This window comes from Streptomyces sp. NPDC026062 (assembly GCF_055568375.1).
This window is the reverse complement of record NZ_JBVHOQ010000027.1, coordinates 77,544-93,283: the sequence shown is the minus strand read 5'-3', so window position 1 is coordinate 93,283 and position 15,740 is coordinate 77,544. Positions and strand designations below refer to the sequence as shown.

The window sequence follows — 15,740 nt, the reverse complement described above, 5'->3', positions numbered from 1 at the left end:
CACCCGGGGGGTTGCGTCAGCACCGCTGCCAGCCCGCAGTCCCCGGATCCCGTGCTCAACCACTGCAAGGAGCCGCACACTGTGAGCAGTGCCGACCAGACCCCTGCCGCCAGCCCCGAGCTGCGCGCCGACATCCGCCGCCTCGGCGACCTGCTGGGCGAGACCCTCGTACGCCAGGAGGGCCAGGACCTCCTCGACCTCGTCGAGCGCGTCCGCGCCCTGACCCGCACCGACGGCGAGGCCGCGGCCGAGCTCCTCGGCGACACGGACCTGGAGACCGCCGCGCAGCTCGTGCGGGCCTTCTCCACCTACTTCCACCTCGCCAACGTCACCGAGCAGGTGCACCGCGCCCACGAGATGCGCGACCGGCGCGCCGCCGAGGGCGGGCTCCTCGCCCGGACCGCGGACCGGCTCAAGGACGCGGACCCCGAGCACCTGCGCGAGACCGTCAAGAACCTCAACGTACGGCCAGTCTTCACCGCGCACCCCACCGAGGCCGCGCGGCGCTCCGTGCTGAACAAGCTCCGCCGCATCGCCGCACTCCTGGAGACCCCGGTCATCGAGGCCGACCGGCGCCGCCAGGACATCCGGCTCGCCGAGAACATCGACCTCATCTGGCAGACCGACGAGCTGCGCGTGGTCCGCCCGGAACCCGCCGACGAGGCCCGCAACGCCATCTACTACCTCGACGAGCTCCACGCCGACGCCGTGGGCGACGTCCTGGAGGACCTGGCCGCCGAGCTGGAGCGCGTCGGCGTCGAACTGCCCGCCGGCACCCGCCCGCTGACCTTCGGCACCTGGATCGGCGGCGACCGCGACGGCAACCCCAACGTGACGCCCGCCGTCACCTGGGACGTGCTGATCCTCCAGCACGAGCACGGCATCACCGACGCCCTCGAACTCGTCGACCAGCTGCGCGGACTGCTCTCCAACTCCATCCGCTACACCGGAGCCACCGACGAGCTCCTCGCCTCCCTCCAGGCCGACCTGGAGGCGCTTCCCGAGATCAGCCCCCGCTACAAGCGGCTGAACGCCGAGGAGCCCTACCGGCTCAAGGCCACCTGTATCCGGCAGAAGCTCGTCAACACCCGCGAGCGCCTCGCCTCCGGCACCCCGCACCGCCCCGGCTGCGACTACCTCGGCACCGCCGGCCTCATCGCCGACCTGGCGCTCATCCAGACCTCGCTGCGCGAGCACAAGGGCGGCATCGTCGCCGACGGCCGGATGGACCGCACCATCCGCACGCTGAACGCCTTCGGCCTCCAGCTCGCCACCATGGACGTGCGCGAACACGCCGACGCCCACCACCACGCGCTGGGCCAGCTCTTCGACCGCCTCGGCGAGGAGTCCTGGCGTTACGCCGACATGCCGCGCGACTACCGGCAGAAGCTCCTCGCCAAGGAGCTCCGCTCCCGCCGCCCGCTCGCCCCGACCCCGGCCCCGCTGGACGCCGCGGGCGAGAAGACGCTCGGTGTCTTCCACACCATCAGCCAGGCCTTCGAGCGTTTCGGCCCCGAAGTCATCGAGTCCTACATCATCTCGATGTGCCAGGGCGCCGACGACGTCTTCGCCGCCGCCGTCCTCGCCCGCGAGGCCGGACTCCTCGACCTGCACGCCGGCTGGGCCAAGATCGGCATCGTCCCGCTCCTGGAGACCACCGACGAGCTCAAGGCCGCCGACGTCATCCTCGACGAGATGCTCGCCGACCCGTCCTACCGCCGTCTCGTCTCGCTCCGCGGCGACGTCCAGGAGGTCATGCTCGGGTACTCCGACTCCTCCAAGTTCGGCGGCATCACCACCTCCCAGTGGGAGATCCACCGCGCCCAGCGCCGCCTGCGCGACGTCGCTCACCGCTACGGCGTGCGCCTGCGCCTCTTCCACGGCCGGGGCGGCACCGTCGGCCGCGGCGGCGGCCCCTCGCACGACGCGATCCTCGCGCAGCCGTGGGGCACGCTGGAGGGCGAGATCAAGGTGACCGAGCAGGGCGAGGTCATCTCCGACAAGTACCTCATCCCCGCCCTCGCCCGCGAGAACCTGGAACTGACCGTCGCGGCCACCCTCCAGGCCTCCGCGCTGCACACCGCACCCCGCCAGTCCGACGAGGCCCTGGCCCGCTGGGACGCGGCCATGGACACCGTCTCGGACGCCGCGCACGCCGCGTACCGCAAGCTGGTCGAGGACCCGGACCTGCCGACGTACTTCCTCGCCTCCACCCCGGTGGACCAGCTCGCCGACCTGCACCTGGGCTCGCGGCCCTCCCGCCGCCCCGGCTCGGGCGTCTCGCTCGACGGACTGCGCGCCATCCCGTGGGTCTTCGGCTGGACCCAGTCACGGCAGATCGTGCCCGGCTGGTACGGCGTCGGCTCCGGCCTCAAGGCCCTGCGCGAAGCCGGTCTCGACACCGTCCTCGAAGAGATGCACGAGCACTGGCACTTCTTCCGGAACTTCCTCTCCAACGTCGAGATGACACTCGCCAAGACCGACCTGCGCATCGCCCGGCACTACGTCGACACGCTCGTCCCCGACGAGCTCAAGCACGTCTTCGCCGACATCGAGGCCGAGCACGCGCTGACCGTCCAGGAAGTTCTCAGGATCACCGGCAACACCGAACTCCTCGGTACCAGCCCGGTGCTCCAGCAGACCTTCGCCATCCGTGACGCCTACCTGGACCCGATCTCCTACCTCCAGGTGTCCCTGCTGGCCCGCCAGCGCCAGGCGGCCGAACGCGGCGAGGAGCCCGATCCGCTGCTCGCCCGCGCCCTGCTGCTCACCGTCAACGGTGTCGCGGCCGGACTGCGCAACACCGGCTGACCGCGCCGGCCGACCGGCCCGGCCGATCGCATCGCACCGGTCGCGTCGCACCGGGTGATCGGCCCGGCCGGCCGACGCGGTCGCGGGCGGGGTCCTCTCACAGGGCGAAGAACGTCGCCACGAGCAGGACCCCGCCCGCGATCCCGGTGCCCCAGCCGGTCCGGGACAGCCGCAGACCGCCGCCGATCACCAGCCCGGCCAGGACCAGCGCCCCGCCCAGCGGCATCCACGCATGCAGAAAGCCCGGCGTCCCGGTGCGTACGACCTCGACGGTGCCGGGCTTCACGACCACGGGGAACCGGTCCCCCTTCTTCGCCGCGACGGACTTCTCGACCGATACCCGGGAGCGCGCGTCCCCGCTGTCGGACGGCGTGTAGGGACCCGTGCACACCTCGGTGCCGCAGCCCGTGATCGTCATGGTGCCGTGCTCGCGGCCCTTCGCCAGCACGATGTGGTGCGCCGAGTCCCACGAGGACAGCACACCCGCGACAAGCAGCAGCAGGACGACGCAGCCGAGCGCCGCGCTGCGGCCGTACTGCAGGGCACGGTGGGAGGAGCTGCGCTTCATGGGGGCCGATCCTTGGCCAGCGCCCTGCGGCGGGTCAAGTTGTGGCTGAAAACAGCCCGCTTGCCGGCAGGTATGTCGGGATTGATGAACGCCGGGAGTCAGGAGCCGGCCGGTGATCGCCGGGGCTCGGGAGCCGGCCGGTGCGTGCGGGGACTCAGGAGTTGTACGCACCCTGTGCGCGCTCCAGCCCCTCCGCGAGCAGGCACTCCACCGAGTCCGCCGCCCGGTCCACCAGGAAGGCGAGCTCCTTGCGCTCCGTGGAGGAGAAGTCCTTCAGCACGAAGTCCGCCACCTGCATCCGCCCCGGCGGACGCCCGATCCCGAACCGGATCCGGTGGTAGCCGGGCCCCATCGACTTGGTCATCGACTTCAGCCCGTTGTGCCCGTTGTCGCCGCCGCCCAGCTTCAGCCGCAGCGTCCCGTAGTCGATGTCCAGCTCGTCGTGGACGGCCACGATGTGATCGAGCGGCACCTTGTAGAAGTCGCGCAGCGCGGAGACCGGGCCGCCCGACAGGTTCATGTACGACATCGGCTTGGCCACCACCACCCGGCGGCTCAGCGGCCCGGGGGGACCGATCCGGCCCTCCAGCACCTGGGCCTGGGCCTTGGGGGCCCGCTTGAACTTCCCGCCGATTCGCTCCGCGAGCAGGTCGGCGACCATGAAGCCCACATTGTGGCGGTTGGCCGCGTACTCGGGACCGGGATTGCCCAGGCCCACGATCAGCCAGGGGTCGGTGGCGTCGGACATCGCGCGGGGCTCCTCGGGTACGGGCGGGCGGCAGACGGGGAACAGGGAAACGGGGCGGCGGATCCCCCGGAGGGAGACCGCCGCCCCGTCGGTCAGGCAGGTGGGGCGAGGCTCGGAGAGGCTCAGGCCTCGGCGGGGGCCTCCTCGGCGGGGGCCTCCTCGACCTGAGCGGCGACGACCTGGAGCACGACGGCGTCCTCGTCACCGGCCAGCACGGAGCCCGAGGGCAGCGGGATGTCCTTGGCGAGGATGGAGGTACCGGCGTCCAGGCCCGCGATGGAGACCGTGACGGACTCGGGGATGTGCGTGGCCTCGGCCTCGACGAGCAGCGTGTTCTGGACGTACTCCAGCAGGTTGCCGCCCGGGGCCAGCTCGCCCTCGACGTGCACCGCGACCTCGACCTCGACCTTTTCGCCGCGCTTCACGGTCAGCAGGTCGACGTGCTCGATGTTGCCCTTGAGGGCGTTGCGCTGCACGGCCTTCGGGATGACCAGGGCGTCCTTGCCGTCGATCTCGAGACCGATCAGGACGTTGGCGGTGCGGAGCGCGAGCTGCAGCTCGTGGGCCGGCAGCGTGATGTGGACGGCCTCGGCGCCGTGGCCGTAGACGACCGCGGGAACCAGGTTGGCGCGACGGGAACGGCGGGCGGCGCCCTTGCCGAACTCGGTCCGGACGTCTGCGGCGAGCTTGATCTCGGCCATGACTGCACTCCTCGTAAGGTGACAAAAACTGCGGATGGTCACCCGGCCCACGACAGGCCTGCTACGAAGAGCGCGTCGATAACGGACCGCCGTACCTATGAGTACGGCCTCCCTCGCCGAGCAACTCGCTGAGTCTACCCGGCGGGGAGGCCGCACCCAAAGTGGATCTTCCGGACCCCGCGGTCCTACTGCTCCTCGAAGAGGCTCGTGACCGAACCGTCCTCGAACACCTCACGGACCGCGCGGGCGATGGTCGGCGCGATCGAGAGGACCGTGATCTTGTCGAGCTCCAGCTCACCCGGGGTCGGCAGGGTGTCCGTGAACACGAACTCGCTCACCTTCGAGTTCTTCAGCCGGTCGGCGGCCGGACCCGAGAGCACCCCGTGCGTGGCGGTCACTATGACGTCCTCGGCGCCGTGCGCGAACAGGGCGTCGGCGGCGGCGCAGATCGTGCCACCGGTGTCGATCATGTCGTCGACCAGGACACAGACCCGGCCCTCGACGTTGCCCACGACCTCGTGGACGCTGACCTGGTTCGGGACGTCCTTGTCGCGGCGCTTGTGCACGATCGCCAGCGGGGCGTCCAGGCGGTCGCACCAGCGGTCGGCGACGCGGACGCGGCCGGCGTCGGGGGAGACGATCGTCAGCTTCGTACGGTCGACCTTCGCGCCGACGTAGTCGGCCAGGATCGGCAGCGCGAAGAGGTGGTCGACCGGGCCGTCGAAGAAGCCCTGGATCTGGTCGGTGTGCAGGTCGACGGTGAGGATGCGGTCCGCACCGGCCGTCTTCATCAGGTCCGCGATCAGACGAGCCGAGATCGGCTCACGGCCGCGGTGCTTCTTGTCCTGGCGGGCGTAGCCGTAGAACGGCACGATCACCGTGATGGAACGGGCCGACGCGCGCTTCAGCGCGTCCAGCATGATCAGCTGCTCCATGATCCACTTGTTGATCGGAGCCGTGTGGCTCTGGATCAGGAAGCAGTCGGCGCCGCGTGCGGACTCCTGGAAGCGGACGTAGATCTCACCGTTGGCGAAATCGAAGGCCTTCGTCGGCACGAGGCCCACACCCAGCTGGTGCGCGACCTCCTCGGCCAGCTCGGGGTGGGCGCGGCCGGAGAAGAGCATCAGTTTCTTCTCGCCGGTCGTCTTGATCCCGGTCACAGCACAGTCTCCTCAGACACGTATCTGGCGCTGCACGCAGATGTCCCGATGTGCAACGAGCCAGCCGAAATGGGGTGAGCATCTATCACGGTACGCCGTGCGCGACGTACCTGTTTCCGGTCAGCTTTGGCTGCCCGAGTCCTCCACCGCTGCCTGAGCCGCCTGCGCGGCAGCGCTGCCGGGACGCTTGCGGGCCACCCAACCCTCGATATTCCTTTGCTGGCCACGGGCCACGGCCAGCGAACCGGCCGGCACATCCTTCGTGATGACGGAGCCCGCAGCGGTGTAGACGCCGTCCCCGACCGTGACAGGCGCCACAAACATATTGTCCGAACCGGTACGGCAGTGTGAGCCGATCGTCGTGTGGTGCTTGTTCACGCCGTCGTAGTTCACGAAGACGCTCGCCGCGCCGATGTTGGTGTGGTCGCCGATCGTCGCGTCGCCGACGTACGACAGGTGGGGGACCTTCGTCCCCTCCCCGATGGTGGCGTTCTTCATCTCCACGTACGTACCGGCCTTGGCCTTCGCGCCCAGCTTCGTGCCCGGCCGCAGATAGGCGAACGGGCCGACCAGCGCGCCAGGGCCGACCTCGGCCCCTTCGGCGACCGTGTTGTCCACGCGGGCGCCCGCGTGGACGACGGTGTCCGTCAGCCGGGCGTTCGGGCCGACCTCGGCGTCCTCCGCGAGATGCGTGGCGCCCAGCAGCTGCGTACCCGGGTGCACGATCGCGTCCCGCTCGTAGGTGACCGTGACGTCGATCAGCGTCGACGCCGGATCCATCACGGTCACACCCGCCGTCATCGCCCGCTCCAGCAGCCGCTGGTTCAGCAGCCGGCGGGCCTCGGCGAGCTGCACCCGGTTGTTGATGCCGAGGATCTCCCGGTGGTCACCGGCGACGGAGGCGCCGACCCGGTGCCCGGCCTCGCGCAGGATCGACAGGACGTCGGTCAGATACTCCTCGCCCTGGCTGTTGTCCGTACGCACCTTGCCCAGGGCGTCCGTGAGCAGCTGCCCGTCGAACGCGAAGACCCCGGAGTTGATCTCCCGGATCGCCCGCTGCGCGTCGGTGGCGTCCTTGTGCTCGACGATCTCGGTGACCGCGCCGGTCGCCGCGTCGCGCACGATCCGGCCGTAGCCGGTGGAGTCGGGGACCTCGGCGGTGAGCACGGTGACGGCGTTGGCGTCGGAGGTGTGGGTGGCGGCGAGCGCGGCGAGCGTCTCGCCGGACAGCAGCGGGGTGTCGCCGCAGACGACGATCACGGTGCCGGCGACGGTCCCGCCCAGCTCGTCGAGCCCGACGCGGACCGCGTTGCCGGTGCCCTTCTGCTCGGGCTGGTGGGCGGTGCGCACCTGGGTGCCCGTGGCGCCGAGGTGGGCGGTGACCTGCTCACCGGCGTGGCCGACGACCACGACGAGGTGCTGCGGGTCCAGCTCGCGGGAGGCGGCGACGACATGTCCGACGAGCGAGCGCCCGGCGATCTCGTGCAGGACCTTGGGGGTCTTCGACTTCATACGGGTGCCCTCACCCGCTGCGAGGACGACGACGGCTGCCGGGCGTACGGAGCTCACGGATAGGCCCTTCGGCTTCGGGTGATGGACATCCGCAGGATACCGGGGGGCGTCGGACCGGACATGGCTGCGGGCCCCGACCGGTGAGGTCGGGGCCCGCAGTACTCGGCTCCCCCACCAGGACTCGAACCCGGACAAATAGCACCAAAAGCTACTGTGCTGCCAATTACACCATGGGGGAACAAGGCCGACAGAACCGGACATTGCGTCCGGTTGCCGGATTGGCACGCAACACTATGCCGTACCACCAGCCCTCGGCGCGACGGTACAGGCACGACGTGCTGTACAGGTCCCCCGGAATTGAGATGCGCCCGCCCGTACGCTGGATGCCATGACCGCAACGGGGGAAGACCGGGAGGCGGCGGGACCGACCACCCGCGGCTACTGGTGGTGGGAACGGCGACGGAGCGTCGCACTGGACGGGGGACTGGCGCTGGTTTCGGCGCTGGAATGCGCGCTGGAAGGGGTGGCGTTCGCGGGGGACACCGGGCTGCCGGTCCCGCTGGGGGTGATGTTCGGGCTGTTCGCGGGGGCCGTGCTGCTGGTGCGCCGGAAGTGGCCGATCGCGGTGGTGCTCGTGTCGATCGCCACGACACCGGCCGAGATGGGCTTCCTGATGGGCCTGGTCGGCCTGTACACGCTGGCCGCGTCCGACATACCGCGGCGGATCACCGCCGTGCTGATGAGCATGCAGCTGGTGGGGATGTTCATCGTCACCTATGTGCGGCTGCGGCAGGGTGTCGACGCCGACGCGGACTTCGGTCCCGGCGACTGGTACGTCCCGATGCTGTCCCTCTTCATGGCGGTGGGCCTGACCGCGCCGCCCGTGCTGTTCGGCCTCTACACAGGGGCCCGGCGCCGGCTGATGGAGAGCCTGCGGGAGCGGGCCGATTCGCTGGAGCGGGAGCTGTCGCTGCTCGCGGACCGGGCCGAGGAGCGGGCGGAGTGGGCGCGCACGGAGGAGCGGAACCGGATCGCCCGGGAGATGCACGACGTGGTCGCCCACCGGGTGAGCCTGATGGTGGTCCACGCGGCGGCCCTCCAGGCGGTGGCGCCCAAGGACCCGGCGAAGGCGGTGCGCAACGCGGCACTGGTCGGTGACATGGGGCGGCAGGCACTGACGGAGCTGCGCGAGATGCTCGGTGTGCTGCGTACCGGCGAGCCGATGGTGGCGCGGGTGACGCAGGTGCCGCTGGCCTCCGTGGGGCGCGCGGTGCCGGCGGCGACGGAGGACGGGCCCCGGCTGGACGAGGTGGAGACGCTCGTGGGGGAGTCGCGTGCGGCGGGGATGACGGTGGAGCTGTCGGTCGAGGGGGAGGCGCGTGTGTACGCGCCGGAGGTCGAGCAGACGGCGTACCGGGTGGTGCAGGAGGCCCTGACGAACGTGCACAAGCACGCGGCGGGCGCGAAGACCTGGGTGCGGCTCGCCCACCGGGGCGCCGAGGTCGCCATGCAGGTGGAGAACGGTCCTTCGGACGCGGCCACGGCCGACGCCGGGCTGCCCAGCGGGGGCAACGGGCTGGTCGGCATGCGGGAGCGGGTGCTGGGGCTGGGGGGCGTCTTCGTGTCCGGTCCGACGGACGCGGGCGGTTTCCGGGTGTCGGCGGTCCTGCCGCACGGCGGGGCGGCGTGACGGTGCCGCGCCCTCAGCCCGAGACCAGGCGCTCCGGCTGGATGCCGGTGACGAGTGTGGCGAGGGCGCTGTCGATGTCGGGGCCGAGGTACCAGTCGCCGGTGTGGTCGATGCTGTAGACCCGTCCGGCGATGTCGATGGCGAGGACCGCCTGCCCGTCCCCCTCCTCGCCCAGCGGCGCGACCTCGGTCTCCAGCGCGCGGCCGAGGTCGCCCAGGGTGCGGGCCAGATGGAGTCCGCTCAGCGGGTCGATCCGTACGGACGGCGGTGCGATCTGCCGTCCGGGCGCGGTGGCGGTGATGCGCAGCCCGCCGAATTCGGCCCAGGCCTCCACCGCTGCCGGGAAGACGGCGTGCTGGTGTCCGGCGGGGGAGGCGTGGGAGCGCAGGGCGTCGGCCCACTCCTCGGCCTGCCTGATCCCCCAGCGGCCGGGCTGCCAGCCGGCGGCGCGCAGGGCGGCGTCGACCGCGACGGGGAAGCGGGTGGAGCTGTGGGCCGGGCCCGCTTGTGCGGGCAGATCGGTTCGGTCGCGCATGGGGGCGTGGTCAGTCCTTCTCGGCGGCGGCCGCCGCACCGGTCGTGGTGAGGTCGACGGGACGCACACCGAAGTGGGCGAGCATGACGGAGCAGGAGCGGCACGGCGCCGCGTAGCTGCCGTGCAGGGGGTCGCCGTCCTCACGGATGCGGCGTGCGGTGATCCGGGCGTGCTTGAGCGCGCGCCGCGCCTCGCCGTTGGTGAGCGGCTTGCGCTGGGCCCGCTTCGAGCGACCGGTCTCGGCGGCGGTGAGATGACGGGAGATCAGTATGGCCTCGGGGCAGCGGCCGGTGAAGCGTTCGCGCTGTCCGCTGGGGAGGGCGTCGAGGAAGTCCTGGACGAGGTGGTGGAGTACGGGCGGCTGGTCGCCCTTGCCCGCGGTGCAGGTGAGCGTTTCGCCGCGCACGGACAACGCCGCGGCCACCGCGGGCAGGATGCCGTCGCGGCGGTGGGTCAGCCGGGGTGTCCGGCCGCTCTCGTCGCTGCTCCAGCTGAGTCGTGGGTCCCCGGTGGTGACGGTCTGTGCAGAGTGTGCGGTGTGCATGGTGCTGTGTCCCTCCCGTGCCCGCAGCGGCTGCTGCCGAATGTGCACGCCCCCCGTGTATGCGGGTGACAGCCTGCCAAATGTGTCGGGTCCTGTGAAAGCTGGGTCGGTGAAACGTGTTTGCGTGTCGCGTCTCAGTGGCCTGTTCGTCGCTCGTCCGTCACGCCGGTGTGACGGTTGGTGACGGATGTGGCCCGGGGGCGGAGGGGCGGGGTCAGTCGCGGGCTCACCGCATAGGCTGTGCCTGGACCGCCCCCGTGGGCAGGTCGGTCCTCATCAGCCAGACGCAGCAGGGGGCAACCGCCATGACGACAGGTCGGCTCGGGCAGCAGGCCCCGCCACCGAACGCGGCCTACGCCGGGCAGCTCGTGCACTTCCCGGATCCGGTCCGGGCGTCCCGCCACCCCAGAGGTGTGCGCATGGACGCGAACGGCTGTCCGGACTTCGCGCCGTACGCGCGCGCCGCCGCGGAGATCGCCGAGCCGCCGCAGGGTTTCGGTGTGGACGAACTGCGGCTCACGGACTACGTGTCGGCGAACGCGGCGCTGGCGGCGAGCGGGCACGACCTGTGGGGCACGATTCCCGCGGTCGCCACTCCGCACGGCTGGACCTGGCACCACGTGCCCGGCGGCCGGCGGATGGAGCTGGTTCCCGTCGAGGTGAAGGCGCTGCTGCGGCACCACGGGGGTCTGGCGACGACCGCGGTGGACCAGAACAAGCGCGGTACCCGCCCCCTCCAGGAGACCCGGCCCGCGCACTTCCGGCTGCCGAAGGGCACCGTGGCGGTGAGCGAGCAGCAGATCCAGGGCGTCGAGGAGGACCTCGGCTACCGGCTGCCCGGCGCGTACCGCTCGTTCCTCAAGGCGGCGGGCGGCTCGGCCCCGGTCGGCGCGGCGCTGGACGCGGAGCTCGGCCTCCTGGTCGACCAGCCGTTCTTCACGGTCCGCGAGCAGGCCGGTGTGAACGACCTGGTGTACGTGAACAAGTGCCTGCGGGACCATCTGACCAAGGACTATCTCGGGGTCGGTTTCGTCCAGGGCGGCATTCTCGCGGTGAAGGTCCGGGGCGACGCCATCGGTTCGGTCTGGTTCTGCGCCTACGACGACGCGCGTGACCAGGACGGCTGGAGCGTGCAGGAGCGGGTGGAGCGGCTGCTGCTGCCGTGCGGCGCCGATTTCGACGCCTTCCTCCAGCGTCTCGCGGGCAATCCGCCGGAGCTGGAAACGGTGGCGAACCTGATGGTGGACGGCGGCTTCGCGCGCGCTGTCCCGGTGGAGGGGTGAGCGCGATGGTGACCTTTGCGCAGGCGCAGGAGCGCGCGGACGAGTGGGTCAACGGCGACGTTCCGGCGTACCAGCACCGGGAGGTGCGGGTACGTGAGTTCGAGCTGGGTTTCGTGGTGTGGGCCGAGGACCGCGCCGAGGGCCCGGTGTCGGACGGTGGCCGTCAGCGGCTGGTGATAGCCCGGGACAGCGGCGAGGCGACGTTGTGGCCGGGGCTGCCGGTGGGCGAGGTGATCCGGCGGTACGAGGAGGAGTACGGCGCTTCGGGCGGTGCGCTGCCGACGCCGGAGCCCGCGCGGCGTATCGATCTGAACCAGACCTCCTTCCTGCTGAGCCCGCCGGAGTGGCTTCAGGAGGCGGCGGACAAGCTGGGGATCCCGGACCATCGTGCGGAAGCGGCGGGCCGGACCCCGCCGCCCGCGCCCGTGGCCCCGTCCCCGCCCGGTCCGGGCGGGCCGGTTCCGTACGAGCCGACCGCGTCCGACGGTGTGCCGCCGTCCGCGCCGCAGCCGCCCGTCGGGGCCACTCCGTGGGCGGGCACCGACACGAACGCGGGATCCGACGATGGCGAGGTGGCGTTGCCCGCCACCGTGTTCGCGCCGCCGCTCTCGGGTACGGACGACGAGTACGCGCCGCCGCGCGTGGTGGCGGCCGACGCGCCGACCGCGCTGATGTCGGGCGGCAGCCAGCTGCCTCCGACGGCGATCACCCCGGGTCTTCCCCCGCAGAGCGGCCCGGGTGCTCCCGCGCACGGTGGGCCCGGCGTTCCGCCGTCGGCCCCGGTGCCGGGCGCTCCGGTGCCGAACCACGGCCCCGGGCCGGGCCCTCGTGCCGATGACATCTCGGACGAGGCGACCAGCAAGGCGCCCGTCGCGCCGCGCGGTGCGCGTGGGGGCGCGGTGACCCCGCCGCCCCCCGGTGCTCCGGGGACTCCGGGTGCCCGGCCGGGTGGTGCGCCGCAGCCGCCGCCTTCGGGACCGGGTGCGCCGGGCGCTCCGGCGGGCGGGTACGTGCCCACGCAGATGGTGTCGCAGCTCGGCCCGCCCGGGGCTCCGGGTGCGCCGCAGCCGCCTGCTCCCCCGGCGCCGCCCGGGTCCACGCCGCCGCCCGGTGGGGGCGATGTGCACCATGCGGCGACCATGTTCGCCGACCCGGGTCAGATGGGGCTGCCGGCACCGCAGCCGCCCGGGGCCCCCGGTGCGCCGAGGCCGCCGGGTCCTCCCGTGCCGCCCGGCTCCACCCCGCCGCCCGGGTCCACGCCGCCGCCCGGTGGGGGCGATGTGCACCATGCGGCGACCATGTTCGCCGCGCCGGGCCAGGTCGGGCCGTCGGCGCCGAGGCCGCCGGGTCCGCCCGGTCCGCCGGGTCCGCCCGGTGCGCCGCTGGGCGCGGGCGCGTCGTTGGGCGGGGCCCCCGGTCCCGTACCGCCGCCGGGTCACACGCCGCCGCCGGCGTACGGCTACCCGCAGGCGCCCGCCGGTCAGCCGACCGTCGGCCCCGGCTACCAGGCCGTGCTGCGCTATCGCGCGCCGGACGGCAGCGAGCAGCAGCTGATCCGCCGCTCGGCGCCGGGTACTCCGCATCCCGAGTGGCAGATGCTGCACGAGCTGCGGGCGATGAACGTGCCGCCGCAGCAGGTCATCGAGCTGCACACGGAGCTGGAGTCGTGCGAACTGCCGGGCGGCTACTGCGCCCGGATGATCCGGGAGACCTGGCCGCAGGTGCGGATCACCAGCGTCGCCCCGTACGGCACCGACCACGCGAGCCGGCAGCAGGGCATGCAGCATCTGCTCACGCATCAGGGGGAGCTGCACCAGGTCGCGGACGGCCCGGCGCGTCCGGCGCCGGTGCGGGCTCCGCTGCCGCAGGTGCCGCCGGCGATGCAGGTGCCGCCGGAGGCCATCGCGGAGGAGATGCTGCAGACGTTCGGCCCGCAGGGGGTGCTGCGCTTCGATCAGCGCGCGGTGTCCCGGCAGGGTGTGCCGGAGACCGTGGCGCTGACGCTGGTGTGGGCGGGGCTGCCCGCCGACTTCGGGCCGTTCTTCTGGGCGCAGCCGGGGCAGCCGGTGGTCCCGACGCTGGCGGAGCTGGCGGCGCAGCGTCAGGTGCAGGCGGCTTCCGACGCGGGGTCGTATCTGGTGATGGGCTCCGACTTCGGCCGGGCCATCTGTGTGCAGTACGGGACGGCGAACATCGTGGCCGTGCCGGTGGAGGCGGGTCCTGGCGGGCAGCCGGCGGCGCCGCAGTTCGTGAACACGGGGCTGCCGGAGTTCACGCGGTGCATGGCGTTGCTGGGCCGGATGTGGCGGCTGCGGTTCGGGCTCAATCCTGAGCAGGCGGGTCGTTGGACGGTCGATTTCCAGGTGCAGCTGGCGGCGCTCGACCCGGCGGCGCTGGCGTCGCCGGAGAGCTGGTGGTCGGTGCTGCTGGAGCAGATGTGGGACGGGCTGATCTGACGGCCCGGCCGTCGCGGTGGTGCCGGGTGTGGCGCCCCTTCCCCCCGGGGGAGGGGCGCCACATTTCTGCTGCGGGCTGTGATGCCCGTCGCTTCCGTCCGGAAAGCATCGAATCGATTCCGACTTCTTGACCAATTGCCGCATCCTTGACGTATTGCACGATGAACGATGGTCGGCAGTCGGAAAGAGGCGTCAAGGATGAGTTCTGCACCGGTGTCCGCGCACGGCTTCGTCGGCGTACGGGGCCGTGGATACCGCCCGGAGCAGGTGGACCGGACGGTGGCCGCGCTGTCGGCGGAGCGGGACGGTGCGCTGGAGCAGGTGGCGCGGCTGACCGCGCTGGCCGAGCGGCTGGTGGCCGAGTCGGCCCGGCTGGACGAGGCCGTTGCCGCGCTGGCGCCGCAGGACTACGCGTCGCTGGGGGAGCGGGCACAGCAGATTCTGGCGCTTGCCGAGGGCGAGGCTGAGACGGTCAGGGGCGCTGCTCTGGAGGAGTCGCAGACCCTGCGGGACGAGGTGGACGCGGCGGCGCGGACCTTGCGCGAGTCGGCGAGGGCCGATGCGGAGGCGATGCGGTCGGCGGCGACGGACCATGCCGAGCAGGTGGTGGCCGCCGCCGAGGGCGCGGCCGGTGAGGCGCTGGCCGAGGCGCGGCTGGAGGCGGCGCGGACGCGCGAGGAGGCGGAGGCCGCGATGGAGGCGACCCGGAGCCGTACCGCGAGTGTGCTGGCCCATCAGGAGCAGGAGCACGGCGAGCGCTGGAAGGCCGGCGGGCAGGAGCTGGCGGACGCCGAGGCGGCGCGGTCGGCGGAGCAGGCGGCGTCGACGGAGCGGGCGGAGGCGGTGCTGGCCGGGGCGCGGCGTGCGCTGGCCGAGGCCGAGGAGGCCGCGCGGCACCGCCAGGAGGACGCGGAGGCGCGGGGCGCGGAGCTGATCGCGGAGGCCCGGGTGCGTGAGGAGCGGGTGGTGCGGGAGACGGAGCGGATCCTGCGCGAGCACGAGGAGGGGCGCGAGGACGTGCAGGCGCACATGGCGCATGTGCGTCACTCGCTGGCGGCGCTGACGGGGCGGGTGGCTCCGGCGGAGGACTGAGCGGAGTTGGTTCCGGGCGGGGCTCCGGCGGAGGGCCGGGCGGCGTTCTGAGCGTGGCCGTGCGCGGGGGACCGAGCGGGGCCGGTCGCGCGCCGGGGTCTCGGGGGAGAGTCGAGGAGCATCGCGCGGGTGGCTCCGGGGGCGGGGCACTCGCGCTACGGCTCAGGGGCGTGGCCAGGGGCGCTTGGAGAGCTGCTCGATGCTGCTGTTGAAGCGCTTGAGGTAGCCGGCGAAGGCGGCGATGTCGTCGTCCGGCCAGTCGCGCATGACCTGGTCCAGGGATTCGACGACGCGTTCGCGTTCCGCGTCGAGGAGCCGCTCGCCCTTGTCGGTGATGCGGAACTTGCGGGCCATGCCGCCATCGGGGTCGGCGATGCGGTCGGCCAGTCCGGCGCGGGTCACGGCGGCGGTCTGGCGGTTGAGCGTGGAGGCGTCGAGGCCGAAGGCGTCGCTCAGTTCGCCGTTGGACATGGGGCCCTGCACCCGCAGCCGGCTCAGCAGGGTGTAGGCGCTCCGGTCCAGGAGTGCGTTCTTGTGGCGTCCGCCCCGGTGGTCGGCGAGGCTGTGGCGGCCGAGCAGCATCTGCTCGTACTCGACTTCTTCCGTGGGCCTCGGCATATCTGGGGCCTCCTGCTTCTGC

13 protein-coding genes and 1 tRNA gene are annotated in these 15,740 nt (G+C 72.4%); 5 read left to right on the top strand and 9 right to left on the bottom strand.

Annotated elements, in window-relative coordinates:
- Window positions 1-81: 81 nt before the first annotated feature.
- Window positions 82-2,811: a phosphoenolpyruvate carboxylase gene (gene ppc, locus ACZ4LX_RS24100; protein ID WP_467650382.1), complete on the top strand. Its 2,730-nt coding sequence runs from the start codon at window positions 82-84 to the stop codon at window positions 2,809-2,811.
- A 97-nt stretch (window positions 2,812-2,908) separates the two neighbouring features.
- Here the strand turns inward: ppc and ACZ4LX_RS24095 are convergent, their stop codons facing one another.
- From ACZ4LX_RS24095 to ACZ4LX_RS24070, 6 genes are all read right to left on the bottom strand, one after another.
- A complete protein-coding gene (locus ACZ4LX_RS24095; RefSeq protein WP_467650383.1) occupies window positions 2,909-3,379 on the bottom strand; it encodes a hypothetical protein in 471 nt (156 codons plus the stop codon).
- Between the two features lie 154 nt (window positions 3,380-3,533).
- Window positions 3,534-4,127, bottom strand: coding sequence for an aminoacyl-tRNA hydrolase (gene pth, locus ACZ4LX_RS24090; RefSeq protein WP_467650384.1), 594 nt, complete (start codon window positions 4,125-4,127; stop codon window positions 3,534-3,536).
- 122 nt (window positions 4,128-4,249) lie between these two features.
- A complete protein-coding gene (locus ACZ4LX_RS24085; protein WP_467650385.1) occupies window positions 4,250-4,828 on the bottom strand; it encodes a 50S ribosomal protein L25/general stress protein Ctc in 579 nt (192 codons plus the stop codon).
- 185 nt (window positions 4,829-5,013) lie between these two features.
- Window positions 5,014-5,988, bottom strand: coding sequence for a ribose-phosphate diphosphokinase (locus ACZ4LX_RS24080; RefSeq protein WP_467650387.1), 975 nt, complete (start codon window positions 5,986-5,988; stop codon window positions 5,014-5,016).
- A gap of 120 nt (window positions 5,989-6,108) precedes the next feature.
- A complete protein-coding gene (gene glmU, locus ACZ4LX_RS24075; protein WP_467650388.1) occupies window positions 6,109-7,557 on the bottom strand; it encodes a bifunctional UDP-N-acetylglucosamine diphosphorylase/glucosamine-1-phosphate N-acetyltransferase GlmU in 1,449 nt (482 codons plus the stop codon).
- Window positions 7,558-7,666: 109 nt separating this feature from the next.
- Window positions 7,667-7,738: transfer RNA gene (locus ACZ4LX_RS24070), tRNA-Gln, on the bottom strand.
- A 150-nt stretch (window positions 7,739-7,888) separates the two neighbouring features.
- Between ACZ4LX_RS24070 and ACZ4LX_RS24065 the strand changes: the two genes are divergently transcribed.
- A complete protein-coding gene (locus ACZ4LX_RS24065; protein WP_467650389.1) occupies window positions 7,889-9,190 on the top strand; it encodes a sensor histidine kinase in 1,302 nt (433 codons plus the stop codon).
- Between the two features lie 13 nt (window positions 9,191-9,203).
- Here ACZ4LX_RS24065 and ACZ4LX_RS24060 read toward each other — a convergent pair whose 3' ends face one another.
- Window positions 9,204-9,725 carry an SUKH-3 domain-containing protein gene (locus ACZ4LX_RS24060; protein ID WP_467650390.1) on the bottom strand — a complete coding sequence of 174 codons (522 nt, stop codon included), beginning with the start codon at window positions 9,723-9,725 and terminating at the stop codon, window positions 9,204-9,206.
- Between the two features lie 10 nt (window positions 9,726-9,735).
- Complete coding sequence (locus tag ACZ4LX_RS24055; RefSeq protein ID WP_467650391.1) at window positions 9,736-10,269, bottom strand: YwqJ-related putative deaminase; 534 nt, start codon at window positions 10,267-10,269, stop codon at window positions 9,736-9,738.
- Between the two features lie 305 nt (window positions 10,270-10,574).
- Here ACZ4LX_RS24055 and ACZ4LX_RS24050 point away from each other — a divergent pair, with 305 nt between their 5' ends.
- From ACZ4LX_RS24050 to ACZ4LX_RS24040, 3 genes are all read left to right on the top strand, one after another.
- Window positions 10,575-11,552 (top strand): SMI1/KNR4 family protein, encoded by a 978-nt coding sequence (locus tag ACZ4LX_RS24050; protein ID WP_467650392.1) that lies wholly within the window; start codon window positions 10,575-10,577, stop codon window positions 11,550-11,552.
- 5 nt (window positions 11,553-11,557) lie between these two features.
- On the top strand, window positions 11,558-14,008 hold the full coding sequence (locus ACZ4LX_RS24045) for an SUKH-4 family immunity protein (protein WP_467650393.1): 2,451 nt from the start codon (window positions 11,558-11,560) through the stop codon (window positions 14,006-14,008).
- 198 nt (window positions 14,009-14,206) lie between these two features.
- Window positions 14,207-15,100, top strand: coding sequence for a cellulose-binding protein (locus ACZ4LX_RS24040; RefSeq protein WP_467650394.1), 894 nt, complete (start codon window positions 14,207-14,209; stop codon window positions 15,098-15,100).
- A 162-nt stretch (window positions 15,101-15,262) separates the two neighbouring features.
- Here the strand turns inward: ACZ4LX_RS24040 and ACZ4LX_RS24035 are convergent, their stop codons facing one another.
- Window positions 15,263-15,718: a MarR family winged helix-turn-helix transcriptional regulator gene (locus tag ACZ4LX_RS24035; RefSeq protein ID WP_467650395.1), complete on the bottom strand. Its 456-nt coding sequence runs from the start codon at window positions 15,716-15,718 to the stop codon at window positions 15,263-15,265.
- Window positions 15,719-15,740: the final 22 nt, after the last annotated feature.

Bases quoted from the DNA above. Each gene is read 5' to 3' on its own strand.
- ACZ4LX_RS24060 (WP_467650390.1), bottom strand. From the start codon at position 9,725: ATGCGCGACCGAACCGATCTGCCCGCACAAGCGGGCCCGGCCCACAGC.
- ACZ4LX_RS24055 (WP_467650391.1), bottom strand. From the start codon at position 10,269: ATGCACACCGCACACTCTGCACAGACCGTCACCACCGGGGACCCACGA.
- ACZ4LX_RS24040 (WP_467650394.1), top strand. From the start codon at position 14,207: ATGAGTTCTGCACCGGTGTCCGCGCACGGCTTCGTCGGCGTACGGGGC.
- ACZ4LX_RS24085 (WP_467650385.1), bottom strand. From the start codon at position 4,828: ATGGCCGAGATCAAGCTCGCCGCAGACGTCCGGACCGAGTTCGGCAAG.
- ACZ4LX_RS24095 (WP_467650383.1), bottom strand. From the start codon at position 3,379: ATGAAGCGCAGCTCCTCCCACCGTGCCCTGCAGTACGGCCGCAGCGCG.
- pth (WP_467650384.1), bottom strand. From the start codon at position 4,127: ATGTCCGACGCCACCGACCCCTGGCTGATCGTGGGCCTGGGCAATCCC.
- ACZ4LX_RS24035 (WP_467650395.1), bottom strand. From the start codon at position 15,718: ATGCCGAGGCCCACGGAAGAAGTCGAGTACGAGCAGATGCTGCTCGGC.
- ACZ4LX_RS24050 (WP_467650392.1), top strand. From the start codon at position 10,575: ATGACGACAGGTCGGCTCGGGCAGCAGGCCCCGCCACCGAACGCGGCC.
- ACZ4LX_RS24045 (WP_467650393.1), top strand. From the start codon at position 11,558: ATGGTGACCTTTGCGCAGGCGCAGGAGCGCGCGGACGAGTGGGTCAAC.
- ACZ4LX_RS24065 (WP_467650389.1), top strand. From the start codon at position 7,889: ATGACCGCAACGGGGGAAGACCGGGAGGCGGCGGGACCGACCACCCGC.